The sequence below is a fragment of the Streptomyces viridosporus T7A genome, from assembly GCF_008704515.1.
GTDB lineage: Bacteria > Actinomycetota > Actinomycetes > Streptomycetales > Streptomycetaceae > Streptomyces > Streptomyces viridosporus.
In genome coordinates this window covers 645613-666197 of sequence record NZ_CP023700.1, presented here as the reverse complement: position 1 = coordinate 666197, position 20585 = coordinate 645613, and the positions used below count along the sequence as shown (strand labels likewise).

The window sequence follows — 20585 nt, the reverse complement described above, 5'->3', positions numbered from 1 at the left end:
GGCGATGCCCGAGCTTTCGAGGAGGTCGTCCGGCAGATTCCGGAATGCCGGGACACCTGCGAGGCGCGGGGCGCCGTTCGGCGCGCGGGGCCCGCGCGTTCAGCGGGGGACACGTCCCTTGCTCTGCATCGCGGTGCGGACGCGTTCCTCGGCGAGGCCGCGGCCGGCGATGTGCGGGGTCGTGCCGCGGTGCTTCGCCTCCTCCATGACGACGACGGCGTTGGCGCGCAGTCGGTCGGAGATCGTCTGGAAGATGGTCGGGGTGTGGGGGCGGAACCCGGAGTACCGGGCGTCCATCGCGAACGCGGCGGCGACGACGCCGCCCGCGTTGGCGACGAAGTCGGGCAGGACGGCGATGCCGCGCTGCGCGAGGATTTCCTGGGCTTGCGGAGACGTGGGCAGGTTCGCACCTTCCACGACGAGTTTGGCCTTGATCCGGTGGGCGGTCTCGTCGCTGATGACGTCTTGCAGGGCGGCGGGCACCAGGACGTCGCAGTCGACGGTGAGCTCCTGGCCGGCAGGAAGGACGGTCCCCTCGGGGTGCCGGTTCACGAAGTCGTCGCCGTGCTCCTCGCGGGCGGCGAGCAGGGCCTGCACGTCCAGGCCGTTGGGCTCATGGAGCGCGCCCTTGGCGGTGGACACGGCGACGACGGTGGCACCGAGCTCGGCGAACCGCGCGGCTGCCGCGTGACCCACGGCGCCGAAGCCCTGAAGGGCGACCCTGGAACCACCGAGGGGCAGGCCCAGGTACCGGGCGGCGGCGTCGGTCGCCTCGGCGACGCCGTAGCCGGTGACACCGAGCTTGTCGTAGGCGACACCGCCGAGGTGTTCCGGGGTGCCGACCGCGGCGCCCCGGTCACCGAGCTCATCCTGGATGACGGCCGCGTCGTTCTCGGTCAGGCCCATGTCCAGCCCCATCACGTACTCGCGGGGCACCTCGTTGGACAGGGCACGGGCGAAGGCCCGCAGGACGGCTTCCTTGTCGGGGGACGTCGGATCGGCGACGATGCCGGCCTTCGCGCCGCCGTAGAAGAGGTCGACGCTCGCCCATTTCCACGTCATGACACGCGCCAGGCGGGCCACCTCGCCGACGGTCACGTGAGGGCTCATGCGGGTGCCGCCCTTGCCCACGCCGCGGGCGGTGTTGTCGATGACCAGCACGCCCTTCATACCGGTGCGCCGGTGGGAAACGACAACGATCTTCTCGGGTCCCCAGTCGTCGACGAGGGAGAGTGCGTCAGTCACGGATGTGGTTCCTTGTCTCGGGTGAGAGTCAGGCGCTGGGACGGTGGGCGGGGAGTGCGCGGGCGACCAGCTCGGCCAGGTGGGTGCCGCGGCGGTCGGTCTGCTGGGCGATCTGGGTACGGCAACTGAAACCGTCGGCGAGGATGACGGTGTCGTGCGCCGCTGCCCGTACGGCGGGGAGCAGGACCTGCTCGCCGGCGGCGACGGAGACCTCGTAGTGGCCGCGCTCGAAACCGAAGTTGCCGGCCAGCCCGCAGCAACCGGAATCCAGGCTGTTGTTGTCGACACCCATGGCGTGCAACAAGGTGCTGTCGGCGCTGAAGCCCGAGGTGGCGTGCTGGTGGCAGTGGGTCTGGCTGATCGATCGGGCTTCGACGCGCGGGGGTTGCCAGTCGGGTGCGTGGTGGACGAGGAGTTCGGCGAGGGTGACGGTGGACCGGGCCAGGGTTCGGGCGTCGGCGTCGCCGTCGAGGAGTTCGGGCAGGTCGGACTTGAGGGCCGCGGTGCAGCTGGGCTCGAGGCCGACGACGGGCGTCCCGGCGCGTGCAGTCGGCGCCAGTGCGGTGACGGTGCGCCGGGCGATGCGGCGGGCGACGCCGAGCTGCCCGGTGGTGATCCACGTCAGTCCGCAGCACTGGGTGCCGTCGGGGACCTGAACGCGGAAGCCGGCGTGCTCCAGCACGGCCACCGAGGCCTTGAGGACCTCGGGGCTGAAATAGTTGTTGAAGGAGTCGACCCACAGGACGACCGGGCCGCGGTGTCCGTCGCCGCCGGGGGTGCGGGCGCGGAACCAGGACAGGAAGGTCTGCCCGGCGAACCGCGGCACCTCCCGCTCCGCGGCGATGCCGCCGAGACGTTTGATCAGCGGGGCGAGGCGGGATGCGGTCAGCGCGTTGACCAAGCGCGGCATGCGGGCGGCCGGCCGGGAGAGCAGCGGCAGCCAGCCCATCGTGTAGTGGGAGGCGGGCCGGACGCGTCCCTTGTAGTGATGGTGCAGGAACTCCGACTTGTAGGTGGCCACGTCCACGCCGACCGGGCAGTCGACGCTGCACCCCTTGCAGGACAGGCACAGGTCGAGGGCGTCGCGGACTTCGGTGGACCGCCAGCCGTCGGTGATCACTTCGCCCTGGGTCATCTCGTACAGCAGCCGGGCACGGCCGCGCGTGGAGTCCTTCTCGTCCAGGGTGACCCGGTAGCTGGGGCACATGACGTCGCCGCGGTGGGCGGCGCTACGGCACTTGCCCACGCCGACGCAGCGGCGGGTGGCTTTGGCGAAGTCGCCGTCGTCGGCGTGGAAGGGGAAGACGGTGACCAGGGGGAGCGGCGTGCGATGCGGGCTGACACGGAGGTTGCCGTCCAGGGGCAGAGGGTGCACGATCATGCCGGGATTCAGGCCGTTGTCCGGGTCCCAGATGTTCTTGAACTCCTCGAACAGGGCGATGACCTCGGGCCCGTACATCACGGGCAGCAGTTCGGAGCGGGCCTGGCCGTCGCCGTGCTCGCCGGAGAGGGAGCCGCCGTGGGCGGCGATCAGTTCGGCGGCCTCGGTGAGGAAGGCCCGGAAGACGGCGGTGCCCCGCTCGGTGGTGAAGTCGAAGTTGATGCGAACGTGCAGGCAGCCCTCGCCGAAGTGCCCGTAGACGGCCCCGCGCAGATGGTGCCGTTCCAGCAGTCCGGTGAACTCGCGCAGGTAGGAGCCGAGCTGCTCGGGCGGGACCGCCGCGTCCTCCCAGCCGGGCCAGGCCTCGGAGCCGTCGGGCAGGCGAGTGGCCAGGCCCGCCCCGTCCTCGCGGATCCGCCACAGCCGGCGGGCCCGCACGGTGTCGGTGACGATCTCACTGCCGACGAACCCGGCGGCCTGTTCGGCGGTGCTGGTGAGAGCCCGGGCGTTTCGGGGCAGTTCCTCCGCGGTGCCGCCGAGTTCGGCGAACAGCCAGGCCCGCGCGGCGGGCAGGGTGTCGATCGCCGCGCGGGTCTCGGGCCGGGTGACGATGTCGGTCAGCGCCTGGTCCAGCCCTTCCAGCGCCAGCAGCCGGTGGTCCAGCAGCGCGGGTACCGCCTCCGCCGCTGCGCAGGCGTCCCGGAAGCCGAGAACGACCAGGGCCCGCGCGGGAGGCGGCGAGACGAGACGGACGGTCGCCGAGAGGATGACCGCCAGCGTGCCCTCGCTGCCGACGAGGGCCTTGGCGAGGTTGAAGCGGTGCTCGGGCAGCAGGTGCTCCAGCCCGTAGCCCGACACCTGCCGCGGGAATCGCCCCAACTCGGTCCGCAGCGTCGCCAGATTGCCCTGCGCGAGACGGTGCAGGGAGGCGATGAGCCGGCCCCGGTCGCCACCTGCGGCGATGGCCTCGTCGATCTCGGCCTGGGTCATCTCACCGAGGCGTACCACCGTGCCGCGGTAGGTGACCACTTCGAGTTCCACGACGTTGTCCGCGGTGCGGCCCCAGGCCACCGAATGGGTGCCGCACGCGTTGTTGCCGATCATGCCGCCGACGGTGCAGCGGCTGTGGGTGGACGGATCGGGACCGAACAGCAGGCCGTGCTCGGCGGCGGCCGTCTGCAGGTCGTCCAGGACGACACCCGGCTGCACCGTCGCGGTACGGGCCTGCGGGTCCAGGGCGAGCAGCCGGTTGAAGCCGCGGGAGAAGTCGAGCACCACGCCGGAGCCGACGGCCTGTCCGGAGGTGCTGGTGCCCGCTCCCCGGCAGGTGACGGGCACGCCCAGCCGGCGGCACACGGCGAGCGCGTTGAGGACGTGCTGCCGTTCGCGGGGGAAGACCACCGCCAGCGGGATCTGCCGGTAGTTGGAGGCGTCGGCCGAGTACTGTGCCCGGCGGCCGGCGTCACCGGCGACCTCGCCGCAGTCCCCTTGGCCGAGCGCCTCGGTCACCGCTGCCGCATCGAGGCGGCCGAGGCCCTGCGCTGTCGTGGTCACCGTGCTCGCTCCTTCGTGCTCACTTCGGTCCTCCCTGTGCCCTGACCGGACGCGTCAGCCGGGCGTGCCGTCGAGTTCCAGCGCGCGGGCGACCTGCGCGAGGGAGTGGTTCTGCTGCTGCTCGTACAGGGCGAAGGGATCCAGGACCTCGCGGCCGATGGCACCGGAGAGCCACTCGGCGTCGTAGGCGATGCCCTCGTGGTCGTTGTTCCTCGAGCCCTCGCCGCTGAGGTTGGACTGGAAGATGCCGGCCGCGGAGCGGGGCAGGAAGTCCTCGTAGACGATGGGCTCGGCACGCACCCAGCCCTGCTCCACCAGGTCGACGATGCCGGCGGGCGGGCGGTTTCCGTCCCGCGGCCGGTCGGGCACCACCTGGTAGGTGAAGCAGGCCAGGCCCCGGGCGATGAGCTCCTGCTCGGTGGCCGGCAGGTGCTGCTCCCAGACGGCGCGGGTGAGGTCGCTCCGGTCCGCTTCGGGACGGGCGGCCGCCTGCTGGTCGACCAGGGTGAGCAGGTGGTCGTAGAGGGCGCGGCCCTCGCGGGTGAGGGCGATGCCGCGGGCTTCGACCTCACCGAAGCGCACCCGCAGGGCGCCGCTGAGGACGGTGCCGTCCGGGGAACGCATCGCGCGGGACTCGGCCAGGGCACGGAAAGACGTCTGGCGCAGCAGGACGTCGGGTCCCTTCCAGGCCGGCGGGCCCTGAATCGTGTCGATCATCTCGATGCCGCGCGCGGTCATGCGCCGGTAGAGCTCGTCGATGTCCAGCACGCGGGGGGTGAGGTGGTTGATGTGCGTGCTGCGTACGCCGCCGATGTCCGCGGCGACGGCGGAGATCCGCTCCAAGGTCTCGTACCAGGCCTTGTCGACGGGCTCGGTGGACAGCTCGAAGGCCTGCACGGCGAGTCGGAGGAACCGCTCGGCGTCCTCCTCGGGCAGTCCCCGCTCCGCTTCGGCCCGGTCCGCGAGGGCGAGCAGCTCGGGGGGGAACAGTTCGCGGCCGGCGAGGAAGGCCTCCAGACGGGAGCGCAGGTCGGCGTCGAAGAAGCGCGGGTCGGCGGGCGTGAGCAGGGAGGTGAAGACGCGGAAGGGGTTGCGCGCCAGCTCCTCGCCGTCGATGGGCCGGAAGGCGGTCGAGACGACCGGGACCGCGCTGGCGGCGGCTTCGCGCAGGTCGTAGAAGCCGACCGGGTGCATGCCCAGGGCACCGAAGACGCGGGCCACCTGCTGCAGCTCCTGCGGAGTGCCGACCCGGATGGCACCGTGGCGTTCCGCAGTCACCCGGCCGATGGAACCCAGCCGTTCGGCATCGGCGCCCTGCGTGCGCAGAACGTCCTCGTTGACCTCGCGTGAGACGTCCACGAGCGTGGTGTAGGCGGGGACCTCCCGCCCGTACATGTCCGAGAGCCGCGCAGCGAATGCGGCGCGCAGCTGCCACTGGCTGATCATCGACGGTTTCACCTTTCCATCGGAGGGTTTACGGGTGGATTCCGGGGTGGCCCGCTACCGGCCCCGCGCTCCGGCCGGGCCTGTCGGCCGGGGCGCGGGTGTCCCCGTCGCGGGGGACGCGGGACGCCGGTCGGGTGGGTCAGTCGCGAGCCCGCACGACGCGGTAGGACGAGGGAGGCCGTACCAGCGCGTCGGGGTCTCCGACGTATTCGATGTGGACCCCGTAGTACGTGCGAGCGGCCTCGCAGCTCACGTAGCCGTTGACGACGTCGTCGAGCACCCGCTCGACCGGACGCGCCTTCGGGTCGCCGTAGCCGCCTCCGCCCGGGAACCGCAACTGGACCACGGAGTCGGGGGCCAGGCGTACCAGTTGCTTGCGCGGGAGCTGCTCGGAGGAGGTGGCGTCGGTGAACTCGCCGCGGGCACCGGGCAGTCCGCCCAGAGTGCCCGGTGCGGGGGTGTCGACCCGGTCGATGTTGGCGTTGAGCGTCCATCCGTGCTCACCCCGGCGACCGACCCGCACCACCTGTCCGAGGCCGCCGCGGTGCTCGCCCGGTCCGCCGGAGTCGGGGCGCAGCTCGCGCTGCCGCTGGACGAGCGGGGTCAGGGTCTCCAGCACCTCGGTGGGGGCCGCCCGTACGCCCGTGGGGAAACCGGTGGTGTTCAGGCCGTCCTTGCCCGGGCGCCCGCCCGTTCCGCCGGCCCCGAACACGGTGAGGGTGAACGGATGTGTCTCTCCCATGTCGCCGCCGCGCCACACCGTCATCCACAGGGCGTCGGAGCTGGTGGCCGGCAGCCCCCCGGGAACCGCCGGGCGGAGGGCGTCGAACAGGAGGCTGGGCAGGAAGTGCCCGACCAGGTGCCGGGAGGCGACCGGGGCAGGGTCGACGCAGTTCAGCACCGAGCCGCGGGGCGCACTCACGTGGACGGGGCGGAACGAGCCGGCGTTGTGCGGGACCTCCGGCGCGAGCGCGGCCTTGACGGCGAACGAGGTGTACGCCCTGGTGTAGTTGAGGACCACGTTCACGCCGTGCCGGGACTGGGGCGAGGATCCGGTGTAGTCGATGTCGACGCGGTCCCCGTCGATGGTCACGGCGACCGCCAGGTCGATCGGCTCCCCGTCGAACCCGTCGGACGTCAGCCGTGACTCGTACCGGCCGTCGCGCAGTCCGCGCAGCGCGGCCCGCAGGGCCTTCTCGGAACGGAGCATGATCTCGGCGGCGACGGCGTCGACGCTGTCGAGGCCGAACTCGTCCATCATCCTGCCGAGACTGCGGGCCCCCACCTGGTTGGCCGCCACCTGGGCGTAGATGTCGCCCATCGTTTCGTCGGGGGTGCGCACATTGGCGCGGATGAGCTCTTCCAGGGGCTCGTTGGGCCCGGCGGCGGTGCGCAGTTTGAGGATGGGAAGCCGCAGCCCCTCCTCGAACACCTCCGTCGCCGCGGCCGACAGGATCCGGCCGCCGATGTCGGGTGAGTGGCAGCAGCTCGCGAACCAGGCGATCAGCGTCCCGTCGCGGAAGACGGGGGTGGCAACCGTGATGTCGTTGATCTGGCCGGCCGTCATCCACGGATCGTTGGTGATCAGTACGTCGCCGTCGGCGAGGGCCTCGGGCGGGTACTTCGCCACGATGTGACTCATCCCGGTCGCCATCGCGTTGATGTGGCCCGGAGTGCCGCCGGAGGACTGGCCGATCATCTCGCCCCGGCTGTCGAAGACGGCGCAGGCGAGGTCGAGGGATTCTCGCACCACCGGGCTGAAGGCGGTGTTCACCAGCGCGGCCTGCTGCTCGTCCAGCAGGGAGTGCAGCCGGTTGGCCACCAGTCCGACGACGACCGGGTCCACCGGGCGGCCGGGAGCGGAGGCAGTGGTCATCGGGATCCTCCTGAAGTGAACTCGACCAGGATGCTGCCGTCGTCGGCGACGGTGCAGCGGGCAGCGGGCGGGACGACGAGCGTCGACTCCCGTTCCCGCACCAGTGCCGGGCCTTCGACGGTGGCGCCGACGGCCAGCCGGTACCGGTCGTAGACGGCCGTGGGCACGTAACCGCCGGCCGCGGGGAAGTAGGCGTCGCGGTGCCCGACGAGGGCACTCCCGGACTCCGCCGGGCGCGCGGACCGCAGCCGGGCCTGCGGGTCCGGGCCGCGTGACGCGACGCGCCAGGTCAGGATCTCGGTCTCGACGCCCACCGGCGCGACGGTGCCGAAGCGCTGCCGGTACTGCCCGGCGAAGCTCTCGGCGAGGTCCGCCCGCCAGCGGTTCCCCAGCGGGGGCACCGGCACCTCGATCTCGCTGCCCTGCCCGACGAAGCGCATCTCCAGGGTGCGCTCGTGCGTGATGTCCTCGGCCGGCACGCCGGAGCCGCACAGTACGCGGGTACCCTCGTCCTCCATCTCCCCGAAGATCTCCTCGAGCACGGAGAGTTCGACGGTGCCGAGTTCCGCGTGGCGCGAGCGGACGATGTCGATGGACATCGGCGCGGACAGGAAGCCCAGCGCGCTCAGGACACCGGCGGCGGGGGGCACCACCACGGCGGGGGAACCGAGTGCGGCCGCCACTCCGGGCCCGTGCAGGGGCCCGTTGCCCCCGGAGACGAACATCGGCAGGCGCGTGGGGTCCTGACCCCGCTCGATCGCGTGGACGCGGGCCGCGTTCGCCATGCTCTCGTTGGCCGTCGCGTGGATCCCCCATGCCGCTTCGGCCACGCTGACGCCGAGTTCCCGGGCGATCTGCCGGTCGATGGCGGCGGCCGCCGCCTCCACGTCCAGGGGCATGTCGCCGCCGAGGAAGTGGTCGGGATCCAGATAGCCGAGGACGGCGTCCGCGTCGGTCACGGTGCAGTGCTCGCCGCCCCGGCCGTAGCTCACCGGGCCCGGTTCGGATCCGGCGGAGTCGGGGCCGACGGTGATCAGACCGAGTGAGTTGACCCGGGCGACGGAGCCGCCGCCCGTGCCGATCTCGATCATGTCGATGACCGGAGCCCGTACGGGGAGGCCGGACCCGGCGCGCAACCGGTACACCCGGTCCACTTCGAAGGTGTGGGTGACCAGCGGGCGGCCGGCCTCGATGATGCAGAGCTTGGCGGTGGTGCCGCCCATGTCGAAGGCGATCTGGTCGGGCCGCCGGGCGCTGCGGCCGAAGGCGACGGCCCCCAGCGCGCCGCCCGCGGGACCGGACTCCAGCATGCGGATCGGGAACTGCCGGGCGACGTCGATCGCGGCGACCCCGCCGTTCGACAGCATGATCAGGGGAGCACTGCGCAGGCCGAGGCCGTGCAGGCGGTCGCGGAGGTCCTGCAGGTAGGTCTCGACGAGCTGCTGCACGTAGACGTTGGCCAGGGTGGTCGAGCTGCGCTCGTACTCGCGGATCTCGGGGTTCACCTCGCTGGACAGCGCTACGCGCAGCTCCGGAGCGGTGGCCTGGATGATCTCCCGGGCCCGCCGCTCGTGCTCGTTGTTGACATGGCTGTGCAGGAAGCACACCGCCACCGCCTGGACTCCCGCCTCCGACAGCTCGGCCGCGAGCTGCTTCACGGCGGTCTCGTCGAGGGCGGTGTCGACGCTGCCGTCGGCGAGCATGCGTTCGCGGACGCCGAAGCGCAGGTGCCTCGGTACGAGGGGGCGGGGCAGTTCCAGGTCGAGGTCGTAGAGCTCGTACCGGTGTTCCCGCCCCATCTCCACCACGTCGCGGAATCCTTCGGTGGTGAGCAGCGCGGTGGTCGCACCGCGGCGCTCGATCAGCGCGTTCGTCACCAGGGTGGTGCCGTGGACGAAGGTGGTGATGTCCGCCGCGTCGAGTCCGTGTGCCGCCAGGGTCTGCCGCAGCACCGTCTCGACGGCGGCAGCGGGTTCGCTGTGGGTGGTGAGGGTCTTCCCGACGGCGACGATCCCACGGTCGTCGAGGATCGCCATGTCTGTGAAGGTGCCACCGATGTCTACCCCGACACGCAGTGCACGGGACTGGGTCATAGGAATCCTCCAGGGCCGGCTGAGAACGTGCGCGGCGCCTCTTGCTCGGTCATCGGCACGCCGGACGGACGCTACAGATCGTCCGACGATTTCGCAACGGATCGTCTGACGAAAATTGCTAGAATCAGGCTCGCCTCCTGTCGGAGGAGTGACCGGCCGCACCTGTCGTCGCGGCCCGAAGGGAGCGGGAATGAGTGATTCGGCCGGCACCGCGAGCCGTGTGGCGGACGCACTGCGCGAACAGATCGTCTCCGGCGAGTTGAAGCCGGGGACACGGCTGTCCGAGGAGCACATGAGGAAGCTCCACGGTGTCTCCCGCAGCACTCTCCGCGAGGCGTACCAGCGGCTCATCCGGGAGCGGCTCCTGGTGCACGAGCTGAGCCGCGGAGTCTTCGTCCGCCAGCTGTCCCGGGAGGACGTGGCCGATCTCTACCGGGTCAGACGGGTCGTGGAATGCGCCGCGGTGCGGTCCATCCGGATCCTGACGCCGGCGGGCCTGCGCAGGCTCTCCGCGGCGATCGCCGACGGCCGCGCGGCGGCGGAGGAGGCGCGGTGGGACGACGTCGCCGCCGCGAGCATCCGGTTCCACGAGGCGCTGGTGGCACTCGCGGGGAGCGAGCGGCTGGACGCGATGATGAGCGGCATCCTCGCGGAGTTCCGGCTCGCCTACGCGCACATGAGCGACACGCGGGTCTTCCACGCCGCCTACCTCGACCGGAACAGGGAGATCGCCGAGGCCCTGCGCTCGGGCGACGTGGAGGAGGCGGCCGTGCTGCTGGAGACCTACCTCACGGACTCCGAGGCAGCGCTCTGCGAGGGCTATCCCGCTCGATAACGGCAGGTAATCGTCCGATGACAGAGAACTTTCATCAATGAATCTCTTGCACATCGTCCGACGATTCCCTACGGTCGCACCACTGTCGACCGCGGCGTGTGCCCGCCTGTCCCCATCGGGAGATCCTGTGAGCGTTGACCGCCAGACCGCCGCTCCTCCAGGGGCGAGCCCTCCTGAGGGGCGGCCGGCCCCCAGCCGGTCCACACTGCGCCGAGCGACCGCCGGAGCCACCATCGGCAGCGTCGTCGAGTGGTTCGACGTGGCCGTGTACGGCTACCTGGCCGGTGTGCTGGGCAAGGTGTTCTTCCCCACCAGCGACCCCACGACCCAACTGCTCAGTTCCTTCGCCGTGTTCGGGGTGGCCTTCGCCGTACGGCCGCTGGGCGGGATCTTCTTCGGCACACTCGGTGACCGCATCGGTCGGCAGAAGACCCTGGCCTGGGTCATCATCTCGGTCTCGGTCGCCACGCTGTGCATCGGCCTGCTGCCGTCGTACGCCTCGATCGGGCTGCTCGCCCCCGTGCTTCTGGTGGTCCTGCGGCTGATCCAGGGATTCTCCGCAGGTGGGGAGATGGGCGGCGCGTCCGCCTACGTCGCCGAGTACGCGCCGCCGAGGCGCCGCGGGTTCCTGGTGAGCCTGGTCGAGATGGGCTGCATCCTGGGCTTCCTGCTCGGCTCGCTGGTCGTGCTGGTGCTGAACCTCGCGCTGACCTCGGAGCAGATCCACGACTGGGGCTGGCGCGTCCCGTTCCTGATGACCGCCCCGCTCGGGCTCATCGGGCTCTACATCCGCAACAAGCTGGAGGAGACCCCCGAGTTCACCGCGCTGCGCGCCGAAGGCAAGGTCTCCAAGCGCCCCCTGCTCGAATCCATCACCGAACACTGGCGGTCCATCCTCCGCACCGCCGGATACGCACTGTTCCAGAACGCCGCGCTGTACGTGATCCTCACCTTCATCCCGAGCTACCAGGAGAGCACCCTGGGCCACACGGCCACGCTCGCCTCGGTGTCGTCGGTGGTCTCCATGATCCTGGTGTGTGCGGCCATCCCCCTGACGGGCGGCCTCTCGGACAGGATCGGCCGCCGGCCCGTGCTCGGTGCGTCGTGCGTCCTGGCCCTGCTCTTCTCCTATCCGCTGTTCGTCATGATGGAGACGGACAGCGCGGTGCTCGCCGTGGTCGCGCACTGCGGCCTGGGGCTGATCCTGGCAGTCTTCCTCGGACCGACCCTGGCCGCGATGAACGAACTGTTCAGCACTCGCGTGCGGTACGGCGGGTTCTCCCTCGGCTACAACCTCTCGGTCTCCGCCTTCGGGGGAACCGCACCCTTCATCGTCACCTTCCTCGTCGCCGAGACGGGGATCATCGCCTCCCCGGCGTTCTACGTCATGGCGAGCGCCGTCATCACCCTGGCGGTGGTCCTGACGACCCGCGAAAGCGCACCACTCAAGACCGGCGAGGCGTAGCCCCGCCCCTTTCCACCGCCCGGCCACCCACCGCCCCGCGCTCCTCCGGACGCCGCCGGGCCCCGGTGCGGCGGCCGGGCGGTCGTCACCCCCGCCTCCCGCAGACGGCAGCGGGCTCGCCGGCCGGCATGCCCTGAGCGGCACCACCCGCGAGGGAGTGCGGCCGGCCGCTTCGAGGCCGTAGCCGCCATTCGCCCGACGCGCCGCTCGGCTTCGTCTCCCACGGCAAGCGGAGCAGCGGCCCGGGAGGCGTTCGGCCAGAGCGGCCTGCGGGGAGGAGCGGACCGGATTTCGGCGGTGGCGGCCAGCCGGTCCCGCGAGACCATCCGGCGGTGGTGCCCGAAGGTTCGGGCGGGCCTGCACCGACACGCTGCGCCGCCGACGCCCCCGCCCGGAGCACATGGGGCCACCAGCGGCGTCGTTCCCGCGTCGCGTCGGGCGGAAGTCGCGTGGCGGTCGCAGGACCGTGCCCCCGGACGCGGTCAAGGGTCGCCGGCCGCACCGGATGCGCCAGCGCCCGCACGGCGTGCGGATCGGTGAACTCGACATCGACCGGGCGACGGCCGGAGGCCACCGATGCAAGAGCCTCCTCCTGCGCCGATGGCGTCAAGCGGCCGCCATGTACGTCCACAGGGACCAGGTGTAAGGAGACGACTGCAGTCATCTTGACGGGAACCTGTCAAAGATTCGACAATCGCTCCCACCTCACCACACCTTGGAGAACCGTTGACTCACGGCCCGTCTCGCCGCGCGACGCTGCTGGCGGCAGCCGCCGGTGCGCTCGCACTGCCCGCCATATGTTCCGGACCCGCGCGTGCCGCCACCCCCCTCCCGCCGGGAAGCCGTGAACTTCCCATCGTCACGCACGCCCGCCATCCCGGCGCCGTCCAGGGTCCTGAAGCAGCGCGCAGCGCCCACACCGAGCCATTGAACGCCACCGTCAACTGTGCCCTGGACCGAGGAGGGCTGAGCTGATGGCCACGTTCGTCACCCGCTCCCAGTGGGGCGCCAGGGCACCCAAGAGCGTCAGCAACAACATCACCCCGGCACAGGGCGGTGTGGTCGTCCATCACGTCGATGCCGTGAAAGTGGCCAAGGCCCATCACGCTGACTGCGCCGCCCAGGTGCGGGGCATCCAGAACTTCCACATGGACTCCAACGGCTGGTCGGACATCGCCTACAGCCACCTCGCCTGCGTGCACGGCTACCTCTTCCAGGGCCGCGGTGAGAACGTCCGCACCGCCGCCCAGGGCACCACGCAGGGCAACGACGACTGGTACGCGGTCTGTGCGCTGACCGGCGGCTCCAGCAGCAACTACGACACCATCACTGCCGGGCTCATCGACGCCGTCCGCTACGGGATCAACCGCCTGCGGGTGTCGGGCGGCGCCGCGCAGGCCATCACCGGCCACCGGGACCACCACGCGACCGCCTGCCCGGGCAACCTGTACTCCCGGGTACTCAACGGCGAGGTCAACCCCGGCGGCGGGCCCTTGCCCTATCCCGGAGTCAGCTTCCGCCAACCTCCGACCTTCGAGCACGCCAGCGTGGCGACCTGGCAGTACCGGATGAACAGCGCGCACGGTTACTCCCTCGCCGTGGACGGCCGGTACGGACCGGGATCCGACTCCGCCTGCCGCAGTTTCCAGTCGAGCAAGGGCCTGAGCGTGGACGGCATCGTCGGGCCGGCCACCTGGGGTGCCACGTTCGCCTAGAACCAGCCGGGCCCACCTCTTTCCCGCGACGTACGCCCGTAGCCGATGAACTCCACAGGGAGACCCGTCACATGCGTTTGCCTCGCGTACTCACCACCCTGGCGGCGGGCCTCGGCCTGCTCTTCGGAGCGGTCACCGCGCCGCCCGCCCACGCCGACGACGGCGCGGCGGCGCCGGCCCAGTGGCGCAGCTACTGGGTGGACGCGTTCAACCCGGGCATCTTCACACCCGCGCAGGTCGCGGCCCTGGTCGAAGACGCGTTGGACGTCAACGCCAACGCTCTGATCGTTCAGACAGCCCGGCGTTACGACTGCTTCTGCAACAACGCCCTGTACCCGCGCACCGACGCCGCGATCGCCCCGGAGCCCTACGATCCGCTGGAGGAAATAGTCCGGCAAGGGCACGCAGCCGGACTGCAGGTGCACGCCTGGGTCAACGTCAACACCATGTGGAACAGCACCACCCCGCCCCGCTCCCCGGAGCACGTCTTCAACCAGCACGGCCCGGGCGCCACCGGCGCCGACCGCTGGCTCAACAAGAAGGCCGACGGCCAGGAACTGGTGGGCGCCAACGCCTATGTCGACCCCGGCCATCCGGCGGCCGTCGACTACATCGTCCGCGGCGTCCAGAGCATTGTCCGCAACTACGACGTGGACGGCGTCAACCTCGACTACGTCCGCTACCCGGACGGCAGCTCCACCACCACCCACAGCGACTGGGGTTACAACGAGGTGTCCGTCGCCCGCTTCCAACAGGCGACGGGCCGTACGGACATACCTCTTCCGTCCGACACGGCCTGGAGCGACTGGCGGCGCAGCCAGGTCACCAATCTGGTGCGCAAGATCTACCTCGGTGTCTGGGAAGTCGACCCGCAGGCCCGCCTGTCGATGGACGCCATCACCTACGGGCACGGGCCGCAGGCGGTCGGCGGCTGGCAGTCCACACGCACGTACGCCGAGGTCCTGCAGGACTGGGCGGGATGGCTGGACGAGGGAATCATGGACACTGCCGTGACCATGAACTACAAGCGCAACTGGGACCCGGACCAGGCGCTGATGTTCTCCGAGTGGTCCGAGTTCCTGGCCGACCACCAGGGCGAGCGGCAGGCGGTCAACGGACCCGCGCTGTACTTGAACGGCGTCGCGGACTCGCTCAGCCAGATCAGGGAGGCGCTGCGGCCCAGCCCGGCAGGCAATACCGCGGCCGGCTGGAGCGGCTACTCGTACGCCAGCCCCAGCAAGGATGTGGCGGCCAACGGCTTGGCGGCCGAGCGGGCCAAGCTGGCGAAGGCGTTGACACAGGGCGAGGACGCGCCGTTCAAGGACGAGGCGGCGGTGCCCGGCATGCCGTGGAAGACGGCGCCCCAGGACGGGCATGTCACGGGCAGGCTCGTGTTCCGGGGCGGCGGCCCGATGGACCAGGTGCCGGTGACGCTCACCCCCCTCACCGGCGGCGGTGAGAAGACCGTCCGGCTCAGCGACGGCTCGGGTTGGTTCGGCTTCGCCCATGTGGAACCGGGTGTGTATCTGCTCACCCTGTCCCTGCCGAAGGGTGTGACCGGCGCTCCGGCGACCGTGGTGAGGGTGAGGAAGGGCGCCATCGCGAAAGCGGAGTTCACGCCGTTCCACAACGTACCGTGACGAAGTGCTCCCGGTCCCCGGGAAAGCTGCCCCCGGCCGGTCTCGCGCGACCGGCCGGGGGGCAGGGCGGGCGGATCGCAGTCTGTGCTGCTCGAAAAGTCATCGCCACAGGTCGGGCGGCATGTCTGTACTCGCTGCCGAGGCCACCGGGGATCCGGATTCGGGTGGCTTGGGGAGAAATGGGGAGCAAGAGCAACGTCGCAATGGGCAACGACTGCTTGCTGATCACTGTGCTATGCAGGGGTGATGACGATCACCAACACCTGTGACAGGCCGTTCGACGCGGTGCTGTGCGACCTCGACAACGTGATCCGCTTTTATGACCTGACCCGATTGGCGGAGCTGGAACAGGCGGCTGGACTGACCGAGGGGACAACCACGAGGGTGGCCTATGCGCCAGAGACAGACCTGCCGCTGCTCCTCGGAAAGATCGGCAAGGAGGAGTGGGTGGAGGCCATCGTGCTGGGACTCGCTGGTGAGGTCTCGGAGCCTCAGGCTCGTGAGCTGGGAACGGCACTGGCCGAGGCGCCTTTCTGGGCTGACGAGGTGGTGGTCACGATGCTTCGCCGGGTGCGGGAACACGTGCCGCTCGTCCTGGTGACCAACGCAACCCTGGAGTTGGAGAGCGACCTCGAATCGCTGGGACTGTCCGACCTCGCAGACCGTGTCGTCAGCAGCGCCCGGGTCGGAGTGGTCAAGCCCGACCGCGAAATCTATGAAATCGCCGCCGAGCAAGCGGAGACCGACATTGAGCGGTGTCTCTTCATCGACGACCGGCTGGAGAACATCGAGGCTGCTGTCGAGCTGGGGATGACGGGTGTGCGCTATCGCGGGCCGGAGGACCTGCAGAAGGTATGGGGTTTTGCGCTTGATGGCCGAGGCTGCACGAGTTCAACCGGTGGGCCCGGCACCCGTGTGGGTGAGGGGCCCGGAGATCGGTGACGGTCGGCGGACGTCGGCGGTGTGGATGGTCAGGGGGTCCTCCGTAACGGGACCACATCGCGTCCGGCGGGCGTGACTGGCTGTGCGGCTTCCGGAGTGGCCGGCAGGGCAACGATGGTGACCGGCTGCTGGCAGTGCGGACAGCTGCGGGTCGCGGCCGGTTCCGTCGGGTCCCATTCGGCGGGGTGACGCGAGCCGCCGACCGGACCGCGGGTTCGGGTGGGAGCGGCGGTTCGGGGCGGGGAAGCGAGAGCGCCTCGCCGAGCCGGATCGCCCGCTGTTCGTCGCGGTCACGTTCGTGTTGTCGCTCCGCTTCGCGGCACCAACCGCATCGGCCGCACGGTTGCCGCCGTCCACACCATCGAGATCGCCTGGCGCTCAGGAAGAGAAGCGTTCACTGAACAGTAGCTTCGGCACAGCTACTCAGATGCCGGCCTGCCTCACCCTCGTCTCGGCTTCGTCACGCCCCAGCGCATCGAAGTCGTCCAGGTGGAATTTCTTGGCGTTGAAGGCACGCACCCACAGGCCCGCGGCCCAGCACAGCTGCAGTTCGTTGTCGCTCAGCGCTCGTCCGCGCGCGATCTGGTACTCCTCCAGGAAGGCCTCCGTCCGTTCGACCGAGGCTCCGGCACCGGTGGGCCCGCCCTCGAACATGGCGGCGGCCTGACCGACGATCACCACCTCGGGTCCGGGACGTTCAAGAGTGCCAGACACGCGCAGAACTCGCTGATCAGCAGGATCCCGTGGCGGTTCCACCGGTCCACCAGAGTTGCCGGAGGCGTTCGGTTTTCGAGACACCCGCAAAGTGATGCTGTCGTCCGGCGGGTATGTCTGACCGGCCAGCCGTTCTCCGGTGACGGTTCGCCAGCCTCGCCACTGACCGCCTCGGCAGCAGCGTCGCACTCCTTGCCTGCCGACGGCGTTGTCAGCGCTGGCTGACCAACCAGAAGACCACCCTCACCGTCAGGCAACGGGACAGTGCCCTCAGGCGTTGCACCGTGCGGCAGGTCCTCGTGCCCGGGGGCGGGAACCATCCGGCCGGAACGACTCGTCACTGGTCATGGCCGCCGCTCGGAGCGGCGGGGGACATCATGGGTGAAGCAACAGCGGGGGTTTTCATGCAGTGTGCGTCTGCGGCAAGAGTGGGCCTGACGGCCGTGGCGGTGTTGACGATGCTGACAGCCAGCGGCTGCCGGGAGGACGACATGAGTCTCCCCGACCCCGCCGCCTCCCCGAGCGGGCAGGTCTCCGGGTCCGCGTCGCCGGCGCCTTCGGCGGAGCGAAGCGGCCCGCGCACCCTGGTGGACGCACCCCGAGCGGGCGGTCTGGACAAACTGACGGGAGACCAGGCCCTGACGGACGCCCCGGTCGACCCGGGCGAGATGCGGGACGGCATGACACTGGTCATCGGCAACTACGGGGACCCGGGCGGGCAGGGTGCGCCGGTGCTGTTCGAGGGCGTCGACCACGTACCCGAGGACACCAGCAAACGCCGTGAGCACCTGTTCCGGGGCATGATCGAGTACATCCAGTGGGACCCGGAGCTGGGGCAACCCCAGGCGCAGCCGGTGGAGCCCGGACCGCTCGGCGGCTCGGTGGAGTGCCTGCTCGCCTCGCTGAGCGAGGAAGGCAACGTCATCTGCGGGTGGGCCGACGAGGGCACGGCGGCCGTCGCGCTCTTCGAGGACAGCACGCTCGCCGATGCGGGAAAGCTCTTCGTGGAGATGCGCGGGGACCTGGAGCGCTGACCGGCCGACGAGCGAGAGCGACGTCGCACCCCCGTTGAAGCGGAAAGCGGGTCTGCCCGGTGCCTGCCGATCCTCGGCCACCGGGCGCCTGCCCCCTGTCCCATGCTCCCACCCGCCGAAAGGCCATTCTTCTCGCCCGCCCCGGGCGAGGAGCGGGAGTTCATCGAGCCGTTCCTGCCGATCGGTGAGTACGCCCCGTACCCCGAGCGGCTGCGCCAGCAGTTCGAGGGCGTGATCCGGCGGTTCAGGACCGGCGGGCAGCGGCGGGAGGCGCCGACCGGGTTCGGCGCCTGGTCGACCGTCCACCACCGCTTCCGGCCCGCAACGAGCACCGACCCACGGTCCGATCACCGCGCACGGGACATTCGGCACCCGTACCACCTCAGTCCAGGGACGCCAGCGCCGCGTCCAGCAGTCGGCGCAGGCGGAGCGCGTCCGGTGCCACCGCCGTCACCAGCGCGGCGGGCCCGGCGAGCGGCATGACGGCCGCGCCCTCCTCCCACGAACGGGCGGTCGGCGGGTCGGTCGCGAACTCCGGTCGTGCCAGCAGAACTTGTCCGACGGCGCGGTGTCCCGCCAGCCCCGCGGGACCGTCCCAGCCCTCCGCCGCGCCGGGCCCGCAGGCCAGCTCCTGGTCGAGGACGCAGCCACCCGCGATCCATACGGCGAGACGGCTGGTCAGCCGCCCCGGCTCCTCGCCGGACCGCCCGAGCACCTGTTCCTCGCGCAGTACGAGCCGCGCCGTCGCCGCCAGGTCGACGCGGGTGGTGACCGACAGATCACTGCCCCGCGCGGAGATCAACGGCTCGGGCAGCCAGAGCAGTTCGGCGTCGTCGTCGACGGTGAGCCGGACGTCGTAGCGGGCCTCCGCCCGGTCCTGACCCGGCAGGGCGAGGGTGGCGCCGGCCGAGCCGACCCGGAGCCGGGCGCCCCGCGCAACCCGGGCCGACACCGTGAAGTGGTCGCCGCCGAGGGGCCCGCTCATCGCGCCGACCAGCATGACCCGGGCCTCGGCCCCGCGGCCCCGGGTCCGCCGTATCGCCAGGGGTCCCTCGCCCTCGAGGCCGGGCAGCGCCGTGCCGCCCCGTCCGTCGCCACGGGCGACGATGCTCGCCCGTGCCCGCACCCCGGCCGCCGACGTCGTCATGCCGTCCACGCGGCGAGCCGCTCGCGCACCCAGTCGGCGACGTCCCGTACACCGCGCTCGCCGCGCAGCGACTGGAGGACGACGGGCAGTTCCCCGCGATTCGCCCTGGCGTCGGCCTCCATACGGGCCAGGTCGGAGCCGACGTGGGGGGCGAGGTCGGTCTTGTTGACGACCAGCAGGTCGGCGGTGGTGACACCCGGTCCGCCCTTGCGCGGGATGTCGTCCCCGCCCGCCACGTCGATGACGAAGATCTGCGCGTCGACGAGGCCCTTGGAGAAGGTGGCGGTGAGGTTGTCCCCGCCGGACTCCACCAGGATCAGATCCAGCGGCCCGACCTCGTCCTCCAGGTCTTCGACGGCTTCGAGGTTGGCGGAGATGTCGTCCCGGATCGCGGTGTGCGGGCACGCGCCGGTCTCCACGGCGGTGATCCGCTCCGGCGGCAGCACGGCCTCGCGCAACAGGAACGCGGCGTCCTCCCGCGTGTAGATGTCGTTGGTGACGACGGCGAGCGACAGCTCCTCCCGCAGGGCGCGGCAGAGCGCGGCGACCGTCGCGGTCTTCCCGGAGCCGACGGGGCCGCCGAGGCCGATGCGCAGGGCGCGGCGGGTGCCGTCCGGGCGGTGGGCGTCGGCGGGGACGGTTGCGGGGCCGTCGTGGTGGTGGCCGAGACTCATGATGTACCTCCGGTGTGTGCCGGGGCCTGCTCCTGCGGCACGGGGATCGGCGGATCGGTCCGGCCGTCCGGCGCGCCGGGGCGAGCCCTCGGGGGTGTGACGCGCCCGGGATGCCCCGGGCGCGGGAAGGCGGGCCGTCGCGTGGACTACGACGCGAACAGCCGTACGGGCCAGTCGGCGTGGGCCTCGGCCCCGATCTCGAGCAGGGGCGCGGACCGGGCCGGCAGTGCTTCGGGTCCGTCGCTCAGAGCCCGCTGTCCTGCCTCCACGGCGTCCTGGGCCGCACGGTCCAGGGCGGGCGCGAGCCGGGCGAGCACCGCGGTGGCGTCGAACGGGTCGAGCCCGAGCAGCCGCACGGCGGCCGTCGCCGGTCCGCTCACGCCCTCGTAGAGGGAACAGTACGCCGCGTCCTGTGGCCCCAGCCCGGCTGCGCGGGCGGCCGTGCCGAGGACGACGGGCTGATGGGCGCCCTTGGGGAACTGGTGGGCCAACTCGTCCAGTTCGGGGTGGGGCCAGGTGGCACGGGCGGCCCGCACCAGCTGCCGTCCCAGCCTCCTGGCCACCAGGCGCAACGCGGGGGACGGGGTGCGGGCGTCCGCGGCCCGGTCCAGCTTGCGAGGGTCGACGCCGAGTGCCGCAGCGGCCGCCAAAGACGCCGCCACGGCGCCGCTCGTGTGCAGTCGCCCGCGGCAGAACTGCTCCAGGCTCACCGCATCGGTGATGCGTCCCGCCTTGACGGCGGCCTCCGCCCCGCCGGAGTGGGCGTGCCCTCCAGCGGGGAAGCGGCCGTCCGCCAGGACGAGGAGTGCTGCGCGACTCATGGC

The 20585-nt window shown here is 71.3% G+C and carries 15 protein-coding genes and 1 pseudogene; 7 read left to right on the top strand and 9 right to left on the bottom strand.

What is annotated here, in order from left to right; translation table 11 throughout:
* Positions 1-99 precede the first annotated feature (99 nt).
* The 5 genes from CP969_RS03310 to CP969_RS03290 all read right to left on the bottom strand — a co-directional run bounded on the left by CP969_RS03310 (position 100) and on the right by CP969_RS03290 (position 9595).
* A complete protein-coding gene (locus CP969_RS03310; protein WP_004992866.1) occupies positions 100-1245 on the bottom strand; it encodes a Glu/Leu/Phe/Val family dehydrogenase in 1146 nt (381 codons plus the stop codon).
* Between the two features lie 28 nt (positions 1246-1273).
* Positions 1274-4180, bottom strand: coding sequence for an FAD-binding and (Fe-S)-binding domain-containing protein (locus tag CP969_RS03305; RefSeq protein ID WP_016827917.1), 2907 nt, complete (start codon positions 4178-4180; stop codon positions 1274-1276).
* Between the two features lie 54 nt (positions 4181-4234).
* Positions 4235-5626: a 2-oxoadipate dioxygenase/decarboxylase gene (hglS, locus tag CP969_RS03300; RefSeq protein ID WP_016827918.1), complete on the bottom strand. Its 1392-nt coding sequence runs from the start codon at positions 5624-5626 to the stop codon at positions 4235-4237.
* A gap of 139 nt (positions 5627-5765) precedes the next feature.
* Entirely contained in the window at positions 5766-7502 is a 1737-nt protein-coding gene (locus CP969_RS03295) for a hydantoinase B/oxoprolinase family protein (protein ID WP_016827919.1), read from the bottom strand.
* A complete protein-coding gene (locus CP969_RS03290; RefSeq protein ID WP_016827920.1) occupies positions 7499-9595 on the bottom strand; it encodes a hydantoinase/oxoprolinase family protein in 2097 nt (698 codons plus the stop codon). The genes CP969_RS03295 and CP969_RS03290 overlap by 4 nt, the downstream gene beginning before the upstream one ends.
* Positions 9596-9785: 190 nt before the next feature.
* On the opposite strand from CP969_RS03290, the gene CP969_RS03285 reads away from it, so the two are divergent.
* The 5 genes from CP969_RS03285 (at position 9786) to CP969_RS03260 (ending at position 16192) form a co-directional block, all read left to right on the top strand.
* Positions 9786-10430, top strand: coding sequence for a GntR family transcriptional regulator (locus tag CP969_RS03285; protein WP_167540247.1), 645 nt, complete (start codon positions 9786-9788; stop codon positions 10428-10430).
* A gap of 127 nt (positions 10431-10557) precedes the next feature.
* Positions 10558-11895 carry an MFS transporter gene (locus CP969_RS03280; RefSeq protein ID WP_004992880.1) on the top strand — a complete coding sequence of 446 codons (1338 nt, stop codon included), beginning with the start codon at positions 10558-10560 and terminating at the stop codon, positions 11893-11895.
* 974 nt (positions 11896-12869) lie between these two features.
* The gene (locus CP969_RS03270) at positions 12870-13610 is read left to right on the top strand and encodes a peptidoglycan recognition protein family protein (protein WP_016827926.1); all 741 of its coding nucleotides are present in this window, start codon (positions 12870-12872) and stop codon (positions 13608-13610) included.
* Positions 13611-13681: 71 nt separating this feature from the next.
* A complete protein-coding gene (locus CP969_RS03265; RefSeq protein ID WP_016827928.1) occupies positions 13682-15250 on the top strand; it encodes a family 10 glycosylhydrolase in 1569 nt (522 codons plus the stop codon).
* 246 nt (positions 15251-15496) lie between these two features.
* Complete coding sequence (locus CP969_RS03260; protein ID WP_016827930.1) at positions 15497-16192, top strand: HAD family hydrolase; 696 nt, start codon at positions 15497-15499, stop codon at positions 16190-16192.
* A 423-nt stretch (positions 16193-16615) separates the two neighbouring features.
* On the opposite strand, the gene CP969_RS03255 is transcribed toward CP969_RS03260, so the two are convergent.
* A complete protein-coding gene (locus CP969_RS03255) occupies positions 16616-16906 on the bottom strand; it encodes a hypothetical protein (protein WP_223887037.1) in 291 nt (96 codons plus the stop codon).
* Between the two features lie 491 nt (positions 16907-17397).
* Here CP969_RS03255 and CP969_RS03250 point away from each other — a divergent pair, with 491 nt between their 5' ends.
* Together CP969_RS03250 and CP969_RS33690 are read left to right on the top strand one after the other, a co-directional pair.
* Entirely contained in the window at positions 17398-17940 is a 543-nt protein-coding gene (locus tag CP969_RS03250; RefSeq protein WP_223887036.1) for a hypothetical protein, read from the top strand.
* Positions 17941-18042: 102 nt separating this feature from the next.
* Positions 18043-18258: pseudogene (locus tag CP969_RS33690) on the top strand (transposase); the annotation flags it as partial.
* A 64-nt stretch (positions 18259-18322) separates the two neighbouring features.
* Here CP969_RS33690 and CP969_RS03240 read toward each other — a convergent pair.
* From CP969_RS03240 to CP969_RS03230, 3 genes are all read right to left on the bottom strand, one after another.
* Positions 18323-19087 carry an urease accessory protein UreD gene (locus tag CP969_RS03240; protein WP_004992896.1) on the bottom strand — a complete coding sequence of 255 codons (765 nt, stop codon included), beginning with the start codon at positions 19085-19087 and terminating at the stop codon, positions 18323-18325.
* Positions 19084-19761 (bottom strand): urease accessory protein UreG, encoded by a 678-nt coding sequence (gene ureG, locus CP969_RS03235; protein ID WP_016827938.1) that lies wholly within the window; start codon positions 19759-19761, stop codon positions 19084-19086. The genes CP969_RS03240 and ureG overlap by 4 nt, the downstream gene beginning before the upstream one ends.
* A gap of 146 nt (positions 19762-19907) precedes the next feature.
* Complete coding sequence (locus tag CP969_RS03230; RefSeq protein WP_004992899.1) at positions 19908-20582, bottom strand: urease accessory protein UreF; 675 nt, start codon at positions 20580-20582, stop codon at positions 19908-19910.
* Positions 20583-20585: the final 3 nt, after the last annotated feature.